The sequence below is a fragment of the Pseudomonas synxantha genome (genome assembly GCF_900105675.1).
Lineage (GTDB): Bacteria > Pseudomonadota > Gammaproteobacteria > Pseudomonadales > Pseudomonadaceae > Aquipseudomonas > Aquipseudomonas synxantha.
Genome location: NZ_LT629786.1, coordinates 5177950 through 5194977, shown reverse-complemented (window position 1 = coordinate 5194977; position 17028 = coordinate 5177950). Strand labels below are relative to the sequence as shown.

Sequence of the window (17028 nt, the reverse complement as noted above, 5' to 3'; positions counted from 1 at the left end):
CGAGTAGAGGTGCAACGTTATCGAAATCCCTGGTTCGTCGCTCAGATGCCCTGTTATCATCATTTTTAGCATGACTAATGATGGCAGTGTGGACAAGGATCAATTTAAATGCCGAATCTGGCACCGGGTGGAGCCTCACCTAATCAACGCGAACGCCTTTGGCAGATCGATTTCCTAGCGCGTTTTCGTGGTCAGGTGTCCCGGCAGGATCTGGTTCTCCGCTTTGGCATTGCACTGTCAAACGCCACTCGGGACTTCACTCTCTACCGTCAGTTGGCACCTGATAACTTGGATTATGATCACAGTGACAAGGTGTATCGCCGGGCTAGATGCTTCCAGCCGCTGTTCATCTATGATTGTGAACATACCCTGCAAACCCTGACCTGGGGCCAAGGGGTGGGGTTGGAAGCCTGCGACCAGCCGATTCTTGTTGACTCTGCGCCGATACTAAATCAGCCCGATCTAGATATTCTGGCAGCGGTATCTCGTGCCATATATGCCGCCAAGGCGCTGACTATCCGGTATGTGTCTGTTAGCAACGGTGAATCTACACGTGAAATTGTGCCGCACAGCTTGGTCAATACTGGCCAGCGCTGGCATACGCGCGCCTACTGTAGAGCGCATTCCGAGTTCAGGGATTTTGTGCTGACCCGCATCACCGTCGCAGACGAAGTGGACGGCTTGATCGATGCAACGGTTGAGTCTTTGGCTCAGGATCGGGAGTGGAATCGTGAAGTGGAGCTGGAGCTGATCCCGCACCCCCGCGCGACCTATTCCCGTGCCATCGAGCTGGATTATGGTCTCGAATCCGGGCAATCCATCAAGCTGTCAGTCCGGGCAGTAATGGCCGGCTATCTGCTGCGGCGTTGGGGCGTTGACTGCAGTCCCAAGGCATCATTGCACCCTGATGAGTATCAACTGGCGTTGCGTGACCCCGAGGGGGTCGCTAACCAGGTCAACCTGTACATTGCCCCAGGCTTTTACGATGAGAATCGCCTCTGATGAGCTCGACTGAATCCCAACAAAAATTCGGCTTCAAGTTCGGCCGCAACGGTGCCCATTCCGCCCGCACTATGATGCTGGCAGAGATTACCGAGCTGTTTCATGGTCGCGGCGTTGAGACAATCTCAGCCCAATACCAGGAAGACATAGAGCTCTTCAACGTCCTACATAAGCCGACCGAGAAGGCAAGAAAACTGACGTGGCGACATCTCATCGACCTTTATGGCATGGATGTCACTATCCCGTTGTTTCGGACCTTTCGCCGTTTATGGGAAAGCGACGAATCGGCAAGACCCATGCTTGCTTGCCAAATGGCGCTGGCTCGGGACCCACTGCTGCAACTGTCCCAGGACAAGATTCTTTCTCTGGCGCCAGGTCAATGGCTGCCCCGTGAGGAAATGGAGCAGGCGCTGGACGAACAATGCCCGGATCGCTACAGCAAAGCGATGCTCAAATCACTGGCGCAGAACGTCAACGGCACCTGGACGAATGCGGGCTTTCTGAAAGGGCGGATTAAAAAGCACCGTGATGAACCCGACGTGCGCCCGGTCAACGTTGTGTTTGCCTTGTTTCTCGCTTATCTGCAGGGCGCCACCGGCAACCGGCTGTTTACCAGCAAGTGGACCCTCCTGCTTAGCAGCCGCCAGGAGCGATTGCTGGAGTTGGCCCGTCAGGCCAGCTACAGCGGGATGATTAATTTCAAACACTCCAGTGAAGTGGTGGAAGTGACTTTTCCCGACTACCTGACCAAGGAAGAGGAGTCCTGGTTGTATGAGTAACCGATTGAACCGCCTTATCAAGAGCTACACCAGCCATATCAGCCTGCCCTGGTTGAAGGGTTTGGCCAATGAGCAGCGGGTGTTGTTTGCGGTTTACCACAAAGAAGACGAACTCAAACTGCGTGCCAGGGTTGAAGAGTTTCGACTGGCCACTGAAGGCGCCGGCCACCCGTGGCTGGAGCTGGATGTTACCCGCCTGTTCTCTGACTGGATGGCCAAGCAGAAGTACCGCGAAGACTACTTTGAAGACCCGGATACCCTGGCTCCCAAGTACAAGACCTTTGTTCGCCAGTCGGTCGAAGAGCTAGCAGAGAGAATCAACAGCCAAACCGATGAAAAGACCGTCGTCGCGCTCATGGGCTGCGGCACTCTGTTTGGTTTTGCCTCCGTCTCTGACTTTGTAAAGCAGTTGGCTGAGCATGTCCCAGGGCGCCTTTTGGTACTTTTCCCTGGCGAGTACATCAATAACGGCTACCGCTTGCTCGATGCCCGCGACGGCTGGGGTTACCAGGCTACCGCGATCACCGCTGACAACTGAATTCAGCCGTATAAAGACACTAACGCACAGATTGGCGCAGTAGGCGCAAAGGGAGTACGCCCAGGATGTTGAACCGCGAGATTTACCAGCTCGACCCCCAGCAGAACCGTCTGGAAAACAACGGCGTGGCCGAAGTAAAGGACGACCAGTCAGCCCAGGCACTCAAGACCTTGCGCTACGAGCTGCAAACCTTCGTCTGCGACGGTGAATACCAAGCCGGTCTTGATAAGATTCTGTCTGCCTACCTGCGCAATTTGGGCGGTCAGCACGAACAGCCCGGCGTCTGGATCTCCGGCTTCTTCGGTTCAGGTAAATCGCACCTGGCCAAGATGCTACGCGCGTTGTGGACTAACCAGCCGTTCAGCGATGGCGTCTCTGCTCGCGATATTGCCGATTTGCCGCAGGACGTCAAAGACCACTTCAAGGAGCTGAGCAACGCCGCGAACCGCCACGGCGGTCTGCATGCTGCCTCCGGTACTCTTGGCTCCGGCGCCAACAACAACGTGCGCCTGGCTTTGCTCAACATTGTGTTCAAGTCCGCCGATCTACCCGAGCAGTACCATCAGGCCCGCTTTGTGCTGTGGCTGAAAAAGCAGGGTATCTTTGATCGAGTCAAAGACAAGGTCGAAACCGCGGGAGATAGCTGGGACGACGAACTGGAAGACTTATACGTCTCCCGCAGCATTGCAGGAGCATTGCTTGAGGTGGACAGTACGCTAGGCGATGATGTTAAAGGTGTGCGCCAGCTGCTGCGCGAGCAGTACCCCAATGTCCAGGATGTCACCAACCAGCAGATGGTCGACGCCATCCACGATGCCTTAGCTTCGCAAGGCCAGTTCCCGCTCACCCTGGTGGTGCTCGATGAGGTGCAACAGTACGTCGGCTCCGATACTGACAAAGCGCATCAAGTCCAAGAAGTGGTAGAAACCTGCTGCAAGCATTCCGTCTTTCAGAATAAGCTGCTGTTTGTTGCCACCGGCCAGAGCGCCCTGTCGGGCATGCCTAATCTGCAGCGTCTGCTTGGTCGCTTCCAGATTCCAATTCAGCTGTCCGATACCGATGTCGAGTCGGTGATCCGTAAGGTCATCCTGCTGAAAAAAGCCTCGGCCAAGCCGCAGTTGGAGCAGATGTTGCAATCGCATCTGGGCGAGATCTCGCGCCAGCTGCGTGGTACCAAAATCGAGCATCACCAGGATGACGAAAAAGTCATGTTGGCCGATTACCCGCTGCTGCCTGTGCGCCGCCGCTTCTGGGAGCGAGTGCTGCGTATTGTCGACACCACCGGCACTGTTTCGCAATTGCGTAACCAGCTCAAGGTCATCCACGAAGCCGCCCAGGCCACCGCCGATCTGCCGCTGGGCCATGTGGTGCCGGCGGACTTCATTTACAACCAGATCGCCGTCAACCTGCTACAGACCGGCGTCATCTCCAAAGAAATCGCCGAAACCATTGGTCGCCTGTCCGCCGGCGATGCTGACGACAAGCTCAAGTCGCGCATTCTCGGGCTGGTGCTGCTGATCGGTAAACTGCCCTCAGATCCCACCGCCGACTGCGGAGTGCGGGCCACCCCCGACATGCTGGCTGACCTGCTGATTGATGACCTCAATAGCGGCAAGGATTCTATTCGTACCAGCGTGCCCAAACTGCTGCAGGCATTGGCCGACGAAGGCCTTGTTATGCCTATGCAAACCAGCACCGGCACCGAGTTTCGTCTGCAAACTCAGGAGAGTGCGCAATGGTACGACACTCTTCGTCAGGAAGAAGCTGACCTGCGCGGCAATATGCAGCGTATCGAAAATATCCGCGTAGACCTGTTGCACAAAGAACTGCGCCGCCAGGTAGCCCAGGTGCGTCTCACCCAGGGCAAGTGCAATGAGCCGCGCCAAGTGATCCCTTGCTTTGACTCCGAGCTGCCCAAAGACGCCAAAGAAAAAGTATACGCCTGGGTACAGGACGGGTGGAGTATTGATGAGAAGAGCTTCCTCGCCGATGCCCGCAGCCGGCAGCCGGGCGAGCCGACTATTTTCGTCTTTGTACCGGCGCGCAACCGCTCCGAGCTGACCAGCGCCATCATCGCTGAGAACGCCGCTCATGCCACTCTGGAAAAGCGCGGCATCCCCAATACCGATGCCGGCAAAGATGCCCGTAGTGCGATGGAAACCCGCTACCGCGATGCGCAAAAGCAGGTACAAGCACTGCTGCGCGAAATTTTCGACGGCGTGCAGGTGCTTCAGGCCGGCGGTAACGAAGTAGACGGCAACACTATTGCCGACCGGGTAGAAACTGCTGCTAAAGCCTCGCTGATTCGCCTCTACCGCGACTTCGATGCCGCTGACCATACCGGCTGGGGTAAGGTGTACGACCGCGCGAGCAAAGAGGGTGGGCAAAATGCCCTGGAAGCGCTGAGCTACAGCGGTGATGCCGAGCAGCAGCCCGTGTGCGCTGCCATTAAGCGCTATATTGGTGTGTCGAAAAAAGGTAACGAGATTCGTGAGCACTTTCTCGCGGCCCCCTACGGCTGGCCGCAGGACGCCATCGACGGAGGCCTAGCCATTCTGATGGCCACCGGTATTCTCATTGCCTACGACAACCGCAACAACCCGGTTACTGCCACAACGCTGGATCGCAAGCAGATCACCCAGACCAGCTTTAAGCCGGAAAGCATCACCATCCGCCCGGTAGACTTGATCAAAATACGCGGTGTGCTCAGCAGCAGCGGCATCGATTGCCAGCCCGGTGAAGAAGCTACCAAACTGCCCCTTCTAGCTGAAAAAGGCCGTGAACTGGCCAAGCGAGCAGGGGGGGAGGCCCCTCTGCCGAAAACCCCCGACAGCCGTATTTTCGATGAGCTGGCGCGTCACTCTGGTAATGCACAACTCAAGCATGTGCTCGATGAGCAAGACGCCATCAAACAGGCGATCAAGGCCTGGGCCGATATTGCCCGACTTATCGAAGCTCGGCGCGGTGATTGGGCGCTGCTCAAAAACTTACTCGATCTTAGTCGTGGTCTGTCTTTCCATGCTGCTATCCAGACCGAGGTGGATGCCATAGTCAGCCATCGATCCCTGCTGGATGAACCCAATCCGGTATCCGGCCTGGTTCAGCAGTTGGTCAATAAGCTGCGCGATGCCATACAGTTCCATGTGCAGGCCTATCAGGAACGGTATGCCGAATGCCTGATTCAACTGCAGGGCGACAGCCACTGGCAGCAACTCAGTGAGCAGCAAAAAAGCGACATCCTCGGCAAACGTAAACTGCTTACCTTGGCGCAACCGGTGCTGAACGACGCCGAAGCCATCATCGACAGCCTCAATGACGTCAGCTTGGAGCAGTGGACCGATCGCACTGAATCGCTGTCCAGTAAATTCGATAGTGCACGCATGGAAGCCGTTCAACTGCTGCAACCCAAACTGCAGCGCATCAGCCTGCCGCGCAAAACATTTGAGACCGAGGCCGACGTCGACACCTGGCTGGCAGAAGTGAAGCAACAAATCCTGGACAAAATTAACGACGGACCGGTGACCTTCTGATGACTCGACTGCCCCTCGATAAAGCCCTGCGGCGTGCGCTGGAAACCACCGTGGTCAAAGCCCGTGACATTGCCGAGCAGGCTGCCACCCAGGCCCTCAAGCGACTGGGCGTAGGTGATGCTAAACCGGCCGACTACCTGAATGATGAGCAGCGAAAACTGCGCACCCGCCTGCGTGCCCATGGGCGCCAGTTGGGTGACAGCAAAGACGCCAATGGACAGCAAACGATCCATAAGCTGGTCACCGAAGTCGCTTACGAACACTGGCACCGCATGTTGTTTGCGCGCTTTTTGGAACAGAACAACCTGCTCATGTATGACGAGCACACGCACTTGACCCTGGCCGAATGCAACGAGCTGGTGCAAGACCCGGATGTGGCTCGCGACGAACTTGAACGCCGTTGCCAGAGCGGTTGGGAGCTGGCTGGGGTGCTGGCCTCGAAGATGCTACCGCAGATCTTCCGCATTGATTCGCCAGTGTTCGAGCTGGAGCTTGCCCCAGAACATCAGCGCAGCCTGGAGCAACTGGGGACTGGCCTGGCCTTAGAAACCTTTCAGGCCCAGGACAGCCTCGGTTGGGTTTATCAGTTCTGGCAGAGCAAGCGCAAGGAAGAGGTCAACAAGTCCGAAGTCAAGATAGGTGCCGACGAACTCTCGCCGGTCACCCAGCTGTTTACCGAGCCCTATATGGTCAGTTTTCTGCTCGATAACAGTCTGGGTGCCTGGTGGGCCGGCCAGCGCCTGAGTGACAGCGACTGGCAGCACGCCAATAGCGAACAGGAACTGCGCGACAAAGCCGCCATCCCCGGCGCGCCACTGAGTTATCTGCGCTTTGTGAAAGATGAAACGACCCAGCAATGGCAACCCGCCTCTGGCACCTTCGATGCTTGGCCTAAACAGCTGAGTGAACTGAAAGCCCTCGACCCCTGCTGCGGCTCTGGCCATTTTCTGGTGGCCGCCTTCTTGATGCTGGTGCCTATGCGCATGCAGGCCGAGAGCCTCACGGCGCAACAGGCCATCGACCGCGTACTCAGCGACAACCTACACGGCCTGGAGTTGGACCAACGCTGCGTGGAGCTGGCTGCCTTTGCTGTTGCGCTGGAAGCCTGGCGTTACCCGCAGGCCGGTGGCTACCGCAGCCTGCCGGAATTGCACCTGGCCTGTAGTGGACTGTCCATCGCCGCCGCTCGCGAAGAGTGGAAAGAGCTCAGCCGTAGGGCCGGCAAACAGAACCTCACCATCGCCCTGGACTGGATGTATCAGACCTTCCAAGATGCGCCGGTGCTCGGCAGCCTGATCAACCCGCGCCGTAGCAAGGCAGCACAAATCACCCAGTGGAGCGAATTGCAGCAACTGCTGGGCGAGGCGCTCTCGCAGGAACAAATAAAACAGCACAGCGAGGCCGACGGAGAGATCTCTGCCCACACTAACCGTCTGGAAGCGGGTGTCGTCGCTCAAGGCCTGGCCAAGGCCGCCGAGCTTCTGGCCGGGCAGTACACCTGGGTGATTACCAACGTGCCGTACCTGGCGCGTGGTAAGCAGCATGAGATCCTCAAGGACTATTGCGAGGCCTATTATCCCGCAGGCAAGAACGATCTGGCCACAGTATTTCTCGATCGCTGTCTGGAGTTCTGTGTGCAGGGGGGGGCAGCCAGCATTGTCTTGCCGCAGAACTGGTTGTTCCTGACCAGCTACCGCAAATTCCGCGAAAAGCTGTTGCAGAACGACAGCTGGCATTTGATTGTGCGGATGGGTGAAGGGGCGTTTGAATCCTCAGCCGCAGCGGGTGCGTTCGTTGCACTAATTACTCTGAGCCGTGGTAATGCGGCGGGCCAGTCGGCGGATCTACTTCATAGTGGCGAGCCGGGTAACTGGATTCGCGGGGTGGATGTGTCCGAACCGCGCACGGCGGCGGAGAAAGCGACGGGGTTGCTGACGGATGAAGTGAAGAGTGTGGAGCAGGGGAGGCAGTTGGAGAATCCAGATGCTCGCGTTGCTTTAGATGTACTCGGAGCCGAGACATTGTTGGCTGAGCACGCAGACAGCTTTCTTGGGTTGGGGACAGGTGGTTTTGAACAGTTTGGGCGTTGCTATTGGGAGTTTGACGGAAAGCCGCACAATTGGGACTGGTTGCAATCTTCGGCCCAGAATAGTGATGTGATGTTTGATGGTTTATCTTTGTTGGTTGCGTGGGATTATGCGACTAACAGAGTTAGAGGTATGGATAAGCTATACCGTGACAGAATTCATAATCAAGATCAGAGTGGGCAGCAAGCATGGCAAAGGAAGGGCATTTCTATTGCGCTGATGAGAGGTTTGCGAAGCTCTTTTTACCTCGGTAATCGCTATGACAAGTCGATGGCTGCGATCATTCCTCGTGACATGAGTGATCTCAAAGCGATATATGCATACTGCGCGTCACCGGAGTTTCATGATCGTGTAAGAGAGGTTGATCAAAACGTCATAGTGGCCAGTGGAACTATGGTTAAAGTCCCCTTCGACATCGTCCACTGGACAAACGTCGCCGAAGAACAATATCCCAATGGTCTGCCCAAGCCGTACACCAACGACCCCACCCAGTGGATCTTCCACGGCCACCCCTGCGGCTCGGTAATTTGGGACGAAGAGGCAATGTGGACTGCCCACAGCGAACTGCGAGTCGATGACAGCGTGCTGCAAGTCGCCGTCGCCCGTCTGCTCGGCTACCGCTGGCCGGCGGAGATGGATTCGGAAATGGAACTGGCCGCAGAGCAGCGCGCTTGGGCGCAGCGTTGCCAGCAGCTCGATGCTTATGCGGATGACGATGGCATCGTCTGCCTGCCTGCTGTGCGCGGTGAAAAGGCCGCCGACCAACGCCTTGAAGCTCTACTGCAAGCCGCCTACGGTGATGCCTGGACTACGCCACTGAAAAACCGTCTGCTGGAAACCGTCGGCAGCAAGTCCCTCAGCTTGTGGCTACGCGATAAATTCTTCGAGCAGCACTGCAAACTATTTCAGCACCGGCCGTTTATCTGGCACATCTGGGACGGCCTTAAAGACGGCTTTAGCGCCCTGGTCAACTACCACAAACTCGACAAAGCCGGCCTAGAGCGTCTGATTTACACCTACCTTGGTGACTGGATCCGCACCCAACAAACCGGAATGGCCAACGGTGAAGACGGCGCTCAGGAGCGCCTACTGGCCGCTGAAGCTCTCAAGGGGGAGCTCGAAGCCGCGCTCGAAGGCGAAAAGCCCTACGACATCTTCGTGCGCTGGAAGCCCCTGGCCGAACAATCCATAGGCTGGACCCCCGACCTCAACGACGGTGTGCGCCTTAACATCCGCCCGTTCCTTTATGCCCGCGACGTCGGCAAAAAAGGCGCCGGTATCCTGCGCTGGATGCCCAATATCAAATGGACCAAAGACCGCGGCAAAGACGTCGAATCCGCTCCCTGGTACACACTCGGCCTGCAATACGATGAAGGCGAAGGTGCGCGAATTAATGATCACCACTTGTCATTGGCTGAAAAACAGGCGGCAAGGAGCTAGCCCATGATCAAGTCCGTTTACAACTACCCGGTCTCCACCCTGCTCGATATCGAGAGTGGGGTGGTATATGCCATCCCGCGCTACCAGCGTGAATACACCTGGAGTCGGGCGCAGTGGGATGCGCTATTCGAGGATTTGCTGGACAACGAGCTGCATTATTTTCTCGGCTCGATCATTTGCATTAACCAGTCGCAGGATGCGCTGACGGTGCAAAGCCTGGAGCTGGTAGACGGACAACAGCGCATGACCACGATGTCTTTGCTGCTGGCGGCTATTTATCAGAGTTACCGTACCCTGCCGAATCTGGGTATGGAGCAGCAGATTGAGCTCTATAACCTCAAGCACAAACTGGTGCTGAAGAAAAAGCCGGATCAGCCGCGCCTGATTCCCCAGGTGCAAAACAACAACCAGCAGGACTACTTCGCGGTGCTCGGACAGACCGGCATTTTGGACGATGTGGATCCTGTTCCGAATGCGGGCAACCGTCGCGTGCTGAAAGCCTTCCGGCATTTTATCAGTCGCATTGAGCTGTACCTGGAGCACAGCGCTGACCCCATCGCCAGCTTGCAAACCCTGCTGGAGAAGGTAAACACCGCCACCCTAGTAAAGATTGAAGTCGCCGGGCATTCCGACGCTTACACCCTGTTTGAGTCGCTGAACAATCGAGGTGTACCGCTTACGGCCATTGACCTGATCAAGAACAAGTTACTGGCAGTGCTGGAGTCCAAAGACCCCGGAAGCATCGATACGCAGTACAACCGCTGGAAGAAGGTGATTGACGCCCTGGGTGATGACTATACCGTCCAGGAGCGTTTCTTCCGCCAGTACTACAACGGCTTCAAACCCGATTTGAAGAATATCGTTTCAGTACCGGTGGCCACTAAGTCAAATCTGATGCAGGTGTATGAAAAGCTTATCGCTCATGATGCTGAGGGCTTTTTGCACGCCATGATTCGCCTGTCCAGCCGCTATGCCCAAATTGTCGGCTATCGTGCTGTGCCTGAGCAGCACAAACTCTCCAGCCTGCTGCTCTCTCTGGATCGCATCCAGGGTGCCGCCGCTTATTTGCTGCTGATGGTAATAATGGAGCCCCAAACCGACCTGGAACTGAAGCATGAGCACCTTGAGCAGGTAGTGAGCTTTCTGATTGCCTTCTTTGTTCGGCGCAATACGACGGACTTGCCGCCTACCCGTGATTTGACACGTATCTTCATGGATGTGGCTGAGACCATCCGGGAGCTGCGTTCTGGCGATGTGGTCAGTCATATTCAGCATTCACTTAAAGCCGAAAGCGCCAGTGATGAGCAGTTCGAGAAAAGCCTCAGAGGTCCGATCTACGAAGACAACAAGGCGGTCTGTCGCTTTGTGCTTTGCGCCCTTGAAGAAAGCCGCATGACACGCGAAACCCAGGTCGATCTGTGGGCACTGAAGGGCAAACAGTACGTATGGACCATCGAGCATATCTTTCCCCAGGGTGAAAACATTCCTGACAGTTGGGTGCAGATGATTGCCGATGGGGATGCGAACCTGGCCGAACAACACCGGCAGACCTACGCCCATTGCCTGGGTAACCTAACCATCTCTGGCTATAACAGCGCGCTGGGCAATAAGAGCTTTGCTGAGAAGCAAAGCCGCACCGACAGCCAGGGCAGAGAGGTTGGCTACAACAACGGCCTCTATCTGAACCAAGCACTGGCCACGGAGGACAGCTGGACCGTGGAGAAGCTGGAGGCGAGAACGGTACAGTTGGTGCTAGAGGTACAGGCGAAGTATCCATTGGTTATTACGGTCGCATGATCAAGCCTGCTTAATGAATCCCAAGGATTGATATGAAACTGATTGATTTGCTGGCCACCGAAATCCGGAACAGCGCTGCCTACAACTCCAATGTACAAGTTGCTCCCAGCGTAATCCTGTGGACTGACATACTGCGCCAGTGGGAGCCAGCATTACCATTGCTGCAAGCTGCAATGCCGGAGCTGATTGTGTTGGGTGACTACGCCCCCGCTAAGAAAGCCGGCCCAGCTATTTGGATCAAATGTGTGGTCGAAAATGCACTACCCAACATCGAGCTTCCGGCAGATCGAACGCCGATCCTATATTTACCGGGCGTATCGCGTCGCGACTTAAGTGCTATCGGCTCCTGCCCGGACGCCCTCAAGCCGCTGGCTGAGCTTCAGTACCGGGGTTGTTGGTGGATCTACAACAACTCTGGCCGTGATTGGACGGTGAACGCCTTTTTGATCTCTAGTAACGGCGGAGCCGGGCTGGATGTAGCTAAAGATGAGAAAACCCAACAAGCCATGCAGCGCGTTTTGCCTGAGATTTTGGAAAGTGAACGTGATGAGCTGATCAACCGCCGCCTGGAAGCGGCTGATTTCAACAAATTGGTAAGCAGTGATCCGGTGCGTGACTTGCTCAGTTGGATGAATGACAGCAAGAGTTGCCGTGAACGTTGGGACGTATCACGCTGGCAAGCCCTGGTCGGTATCTGCGAAACCGAGTATCACTTCAATCCTGACCTGGCTGGTGAGCTGACGGCCGCCGAGCTGCTGTGCCAACGCCAGGGTATTTGGGGCAGTGTATGGCAACGTTATGCTGAGTCTTGCCACCATTATCCTTTCTTGCCGCAGTTGTTGCTCAAGGTCCAGCCTGACTTGGCTTCAAGCGGTGAAAGTTATCCGACCATCAATGTCAGTGAAGAGCAATACCTGGAGCAGACGCTACAGCAGTTGCTAGAGCAAGGTGCTGCCCAGGTTCGCCAAAGCCTGCGGACACTTGAGCAACGGCATGCGCCGCGGCGTACTTGGATTTGGTCTGAGCTCGGTCTGGCTCCATTGGCAGGCGTTCTTGAGCACCTGAGCCAAGTGGCTGAGAAAACCACAAAGGTCTTCTCCGGCATTGATGCGGAAGAAATGGCCGCGCAGTATCGGGAGCACTACTGGCAGGCTGATGATCAGATGCTCAAAGCCTTGGCTTTCCCCTTGTCAGCAAGCCAGCAAGTTCTTGTGCAGCAGATTCTCGCGCTGATCTACACGCCTTGGCTGGATGAGGTGACGCGTAATTTCCAAGGCGTGATCAAGTCTAAGGGCTATCCGGGCAGTAACCAGGTGAATGAAGCCACGGCTGAGTATGCCGTGGCAGGCGAAGTAGTGTTTTTTGTCGATGGGCTGCGTTATGACATCGCCAAACGCCTGAATCAGGCTCTGCAAAGGTTGGGAGCCGTAACGCTTTCGGCAAACTGGGCGGCTTTGCCCTCAGTTACGGCAACCGCGAAAGCAGCGGTAACCCCTGTGCATAACCGCTTGACTGGCAGAACCACTGACCGGGATTTTGAGCCCAGTTTGCTGGACGAAGACAAGGACTTCTCAGCTTATTACCTGAAGAAGTTTCTGCAGGAAAAAGGCTGGCAGTACCTGGATGAGGGCGATTCAGGCGACGCAGCATCCAATGCCTGGGTGCAAAGCGGTGATATTGACAAAGAAGGCCACGTGAGGGGGCTCAAGCTGGCGGCGCGAATTGATACCTTGCTGGCTGAAGTCGTGGAGCGAGTTGAAGAACTCCTGGCAGCAGGCTGGCGCAAAATTCGCATCGTCACCGACCACGGCTGGATGCTGACGCCCGCACCGATGGTGAAGGTCGAATTGGCCAAACATTTGACCGAAACGCGCTGGGGCCGCTGCGCGGTCATCAAGGATTCTGTGGACAGCGGTTATCAGCAGGTTGGTTGGTACTGGAACGGTGCCGTCAGTATTGCCATGGCTCCAGGTGCCTGTAGTTTCAAGGCAGGACAGCACTATGACCACGGTGGTCTGAGCCTGCAGGAGTGTTTGACCCCGGTGCTAGAGGTGCGCAGCACAAAAGCACCAGTTACGACCTCAGCGATCTCTGCAACACTTTTGGATCTGCGCTGGATGGGATTGACCTGTAAAGTCCAGGCGCAAACCAGTGCTGAAGGGGTACTGTCGGTACTCAGAACGCACCCGGCTGACCCGGATTCAGAAATAACCAAGCGCAAGCCGCTGAAAGAAGGCAAGTGCACTCTGTTGGTAGATGACCAGTACGAGGGCACTACTGCTGTATTGGTGCTTCTGGATGACCGGGGCAATGTGCTGGCGAAAAAACCAACTCTGGTAGGAGACGAATAAGTGGAAATGGATGCGCTGGATCGTAAGTCCGCGGAGGTCTTTGAGGGGTACTTGGTTCGCAAAGACCTGGTGCGCACTTTTGCGCGTCAATTTCCGGTTCCGACCTATGTCGTCGAGTTCATGCTGGGTAGATATTGCGCCTCGACCGATCCCGTTGAAATCGAAGAAGGTTTGGAAATCGTTCAGCGACAGCTGTCCGATCGCACCGTGCGTGCCGGCGAAGAAGAGCTGTTCAAAGCACGAGCCTATAAAACCGGCTCTGCCAAACTGATCGATATTGTCAGCGTGCGGTTTGTAGAAAAGGAAGGTGGTTACCTGGCGTCTTTGCCCAGCTTGAATCTCAATCGGGTGCGCATCCCAGACAAGATTGTTGATGACAACGAGCGTCTGCTGACCGGTGGCTTTTATGCTGAGGTGACGCTGGAGTACGACAGCATCATAGCTGAGGAAAAGGGTAACGCCTTTGGTATTGCAGAGTTACGCCCCATCCAGATGTCCAAGCGCAACGTGTTGGATATCATGGCAGAGGCGCGTACCCGATTCAGCAGCGAAGAGTGGCGGGATTTCCTCACACGCTCCATCGGCCTGGAGCCAAGTGCGCTGTCGCCGCGAGCTATAGACGCCATCATGCTACGCATGGTGCCGTTCGTTGAGCGTAACTACAACATGGTCGAGCTGGGGCCGCGGGGCACGGGCAAGAGTCACCTGTTTCAACAAATATCGCCCTACGCGCATTTAATTTCAGGCGGCAAGGCGACCATAGCCAAGATGTTTGTCAATAACGCCAGCGGGCAGCGCGGCTTGGTGTGCCAGTACGACGTGGTTTGCTTTGATGAGGTCAGCGGGATCTCCTTCGATACCAAGGAAGGGATCAACATCATGAAGGGCTACATGGAGTCCGGCGAGTTCAGCCGTGGGAAGGAAAGCATTCGAGCCGATGGCTCCATGGTGTTTGTCGGCAACTTTGATGTAGATGTCGAACACCAGCAGCGAGTAGGCCATCTGTTTGGCCCACTCCCAGCAGAAATGCGTGATGACACCGCCTGGATGGACCGTATCCATTGCTATCTGCCTGGCTGGGACGTACCTAAAATGAACAAGTCACTGACCACCGACCATTTTGGCCTGGTCAGTGACTTCTTTTCCGAGTGTATGAGTCGCCTGCGCTTCCAGAGCCGCGTATCTGCCATGCAGAATCGCGTTCACCTGGGCGGAGCACTCAGTGGCCGTGATACCAATGCGGTCAACAAAACCGTCTCCGGATTGCTCAAGCTGATGTATCCAGGCCAGGACATGGCAGTGTCCGACGAGGATTTGGAATGGGCTACCCGTCTGGGGCTTGAGGTACGGCGCCGGGTCAAGGAACAGCAAAAACGAGTCGGCGCCGCCGAGTTTCGTAACACTCACTTCAGTTACTTCATTGGTGATGACGGGGTCGAGAAGTTCGTGGCTACGCCGGAACTGCGCGCCGACAACGAGATCGGTGATGACCCGCTGGAGCCAGGCCAGATATGGACCATCAGCGAAGGCGGGGCGGACATCGACGACAACGCCGGCCTGTATCGCATTGAGGTGAATGAAGGCCCGGGCTCTGGGGTGCGCATCCTCAATAGTCCGGCACCCGCAGCCTTCAAGGAGTCGCTACGCTATGCCGAGCAGAACCTTTATTCCAGAACAACTCAGCTCATTGGGGACCGCGACCCACGGGCTCATGAGTTCTCTGTGCAGCTAAGGGCCTTCGACGCCGCCAAACGCGGTTCCAAACTGGGCATGGCGGCGCTGATTGCTATGTGCAGCAGCTTGCTGAAAAAGTCGGTGAAGGGCGGAGTGATCGTCGTCGGCGAGATAAACCTTGGCGGCTCGATTGAGCCGATTAGCAGCGCAGTGAATATTGCCGAGCTGGCTGTAGAGAAGGGCGCCAGCGTGCTGCTCATGCCTGTCACAGCCAGGCGCCAGCTGTATGACTTATCTGATGACATGGCAACAAAGATCGACATCCAGTTCTACCAGGATGCACGGGATGCGTTGTTGAAAGCGATTGTGGAGTAGGGGGGATGGAAGCTAACCGCCTACCGTTTAGCAATCATTGAAGATGGTATCAGAGCCGCCCTTGTCCACAGGACAAGCCTGCGGTCTGTAGCTGCAGCAGATTGGGTGAAAGAAAGAAGGCCGTGCATCAACCAACGTCCGTCGCCTGCGAGCGACGGACGTTGGTTGATGCTCACGATTATCCAGATGTGTTATTTGCAGTGCTCCGTAGCCGACTGAAAATCAAGCAAGTCAGTACTGCTGCAATCAGCAGCGGCGGAAACCGCACCATGAGAATCAACAGAAGTAGCGCTGTCATGCATCCGGCAAGAATGCCGACGAACATGAACATGGCTGCGAAGATTCGTACCAGTTGCTTCATGCCTCCTTCCTCACAGGTAGCCCTGTTCGGCCAGCGATGTACAGCCGTCACTGCCAACGATGATGTGGTCCAGCGTTCGTACCCCAATCAGATTCAGCGCTTCTCTGAGCGTGCGCGTTAGCGAGCGGTCAGCCTGGCTGGGCTCAGGATCACCGGATGGGTGATTGTGCACCAAGATCACGGCTGCGGCATTGTGCTCTAGGGCGATCTTGACCACCTCCCTCGGGTACACGCTAGCACCGTCTAGGGTGCCTCTGAATAGCTCCCGAAAGCTGATTACCCGATGTTTAGTATCGAGCAGTAGCAAAGCAAAAACTTCGTGCTCGTGATACTGCAATAACGTTTGCAGGTGGCTGAAAACCTGCTTCGGATCAGTAAGTGCCCTGCCTTTAGACAGGCGACTCATCGCTAGTTGTTGAGCCATCTGCAGTATGTCGGCCTCTGTGACGGGGGATTCCATGACATAGGTTCCGTTCGTTTCACCGGCTTTGAGCTTGTGATATTTCATGCGGAAAATCCTTTTGAACACAGTGCGGCATAAGCGCTGCGCAATGCGCAGCACTGCCCGGAAAAAGGTGGGTTGTAAGTCAGGCAGGCAAATTGAAGCGATGACCGCAGATGGGGCCGAGATTGTTCGCCAGGACGTGACGATCCAGTTTTTCGCCAAGCTGAGCGCCAAGCGCGCACCCTCCCACACCGCCAGCAAGGCCGCCGAGGACTGCTCCGGAGATCGTGTCGAGGGTGATACTTAGCGGTCCGGCAATAGCACCGATAGCAGCGCCGAACCGGCCGCCTGTCAAATGCAGAGCTTGCGCCGCGTGCCGCGCCGCCAACGGTGCCAATAGTGCCAATGGTGCCAATGGCTGCGCCAATTTTCACGGCGTTTCTGAGTGAGGCAATTGTGGGGGAATTGCAAAGGGGACACTGCAATGACATGGGATGGCTCCGTGAGGGATTGTCATGGCAGTGATGTAGGACTGAAAATAATTTGATTCGAGTTTCTTCCTATAGTTTCTAGAGGGGTGTAAACCCTTTTTCCGATGTGTCGTCTAGCTTTGGTCGGTTGATACGCTTCATGTTGGCGGCTGTGGCGG

Annotated in this window: 10 protein-coding genes and 1 pseudogene; 8 read left to right on the top strand and 3 right to left on the bottom strand. The window is 56.0% G+C overall.

Features of this window, described 5'->3' with window-relative positions:
- Positions 1 to 108 precede the first annotated feature (108 nt).
- The 8 genes from BLU48_RS24005 (at position 109) to brxL (ending at position 15573) form a co-directional block, all read left to right on the top strand.
- Positions 109 to 1002, top strand: coding sequence for a WYL domain-containing protein (locus tag BLU48_RS24005; protein WP_057024536.1), 894 nt, complete (start codon positions 109 to 111; stop codon positions 1000 to 1002).
- Positions 1002 to 1781 carry a hypothetical protein gene (locus BLU48_RS24000; RefSeq protein WP_057024537.1) on the top strand — a complete coding sequence of 260 codons (780 nt, stop codon included), beginning with the start codon at positions 1002 to 1004 and terminating at the stop codon, positions 1779 to 1781. The genes BLU48_RS24005 and BLU48_RS24000 overlap by 1 nt, the downstream gene beginning before the upstream one ends.
- Positions 1774 to 2319 (top strand): BREX protein BrxB domain-containing protein, encoded by a 546-nt coding sequence (locus BLU48_RS23995; protein ID WP_057024538.1) that lies wholly within the window; start codon positions 1774 to 1776, stop codon positions 2317 to 2319. Before BLU48_RS24000 ends, BLU48_RS23995 begins: the two co-directional genes overlap by 8 nt.
- Positions 2320 to 2384: 65 nt before the next feature.
- Entirely contained in the window at positions 2385 to 5849 is a 3465-nt protein-coding gene (gene brxC, locus BLU48_RS23990; protein ID WP_057024539.1) for a BREX system P-loop protein BrxC, read from the top strand.
- Positions 5850 to 5899: 50 nt separating this feature from the next.
- Positions 5900 to 9376: an Eco57I restriction-modification methylase domain-containing protein gene (locus tag BLU48_RS23985; protein WP_197678340.1), complete on the top strand. Its 3477-nt coding sequence runs from the start codon at positions 5900 to 5902 to the stop codon at positions 9374 to 9376.
- A gap of 60 nt (positions 9377 to 9436) precedes the next feature.
- Positions 9437 to 11173, top strand: a complete 1737-nt coding sequence (locus BLU48_RS23980; protein WP_197678339.1) for a DUF262 domain-containing protein — start codon at positions 9437 to 9439, stop codon at positions 11171 to 11173.
- 32 nt (positions 11174 to 11205) lie between these two features.
- Positions 11206 to 13524 (top strand): BREX-1 system phosphatase PglZ type B, encoded by a 2319-nt coding sequence (gene pglZ, locus BLU48_RS23975; RefSeq protein ID WP_057024542.1) that lies wholly within the window; start codon positions 11206 to 11208, stop codon positions 13522 to 13524.
- A 6-nt stretch (positions 13525 to 13530) separates the two neighbouring features.
- On the top strand, positions 13531 to 15573 hold the full coding sequence (gene brxL, locus BLU48_RS23970; RefSeq protein ID WP_231989068.1) for a BREX system Lon protease-like protein BrxL: 2043 nt from the start codon (positions 13531 to 13533) through the stop codon (positions 15571 to 15573).
- Positions 15574 to 15751: 178 nt separating this feature from the next.
- On the opposite strand, the gene BLU48_RS23965 is transcribed toward brxL, so the two are convergent.
- The 3 genes and pseudogenes from BLU48_RS23965 to BLU48_RS32405 all read right to left on the bottom strand — a co-directional run bounded on the left by BLU48_RS23965 (position 15752) and on the right by BLU48_RS32405 (position 16870).
- On the bottom strand, positions 15752 to 15934 hold the full coding sequence (locus BLU48_RS23965) for a hypothetical protein (RefSeq protein WP_057024544.1): 183 nt from the start codon (positions 15932 to 15934) through the stop codon (positions 15752 to 15754).
- A 10-nt stretch (positions 15935 to 15944) separates the two neighbouring features.
- Entirely contained in the window at positions 15945 to 16442 is a 498-nt protein-coding gene (radC, locus tag BLU48_RS23960; protein WP_057024545.1) for a RadC family protein, read from the bottom strand.
- Positions 16443 to 16521: 79 nt separating this feature from the next.
- Positions 16522 to 16870: pseudogene (locus BLU48_RS32405) on the bottom strand (hypothetical protein).
- Positions 16871 to 17028 lie beyond the last annotated feature (158 nt).

What these genes read in the sequence shown, in the direction of transcription:
- BLU48_RS23965 (WP_057024544.1), bottom strand. Translation starts at nt 15,934, where the DNA reads ATGAAGCAACTGGTACGAATCTTCGCAGCCATGTTCATGTTCGTCGGC.
- BLU48_RS24005 (WP_057024536.1), top strand. Translation starts at nt 109, where the DNA reads ATGCCGAATCTGGCACCGGGTGGAGCCTCACCTAATCAACGCGAACGC.
- pglZ (WP_057024542.1), top strand. Translation starts at nt 11,206, where the DNA reads ATGAAACTGATTGATTTGCTGGCCACCGAAATCCGGAACAGCGCTGCC.
- brxL (WP_231989068.1), top strand. Translation starts at nt 13,531, where the DNA reads ATGGATGCGCTGGATCGTAAGTCCGCGGAGGTCTTTGAGGGGTACTTG.
- BLU48_RS23995 (WP_057024538.1), top strand. Translation starts at nt 1,774, where the DNA reads ATGAGTAACCGATTGAACCGCCTTATCAAGAGCTACACCAGCCATATC.
- radC (WP_057024545.1), bottom strand. Translation starts at nt 16,442, where the DNA reads ATGAAATATCACAAGCTCAAAGCCGGTGAAACGAACGGAACCTATGTC.
- BLU48_RS24000 (WP_057024537.1), top strand. Translation starts at nt 1,002, where the DNA reads ATGAGCTCGACTGAATCCCAACAAAAATTCGGCTTCAAGTTCGGCCGC.
- brxC (WP_057024539.1), top strand. Translation starts at nt 2,385, where the DNA reads ATGTTGAACCGCGAGATTTACCAGCTCGACCCCCAGCAGAACCGTCTG.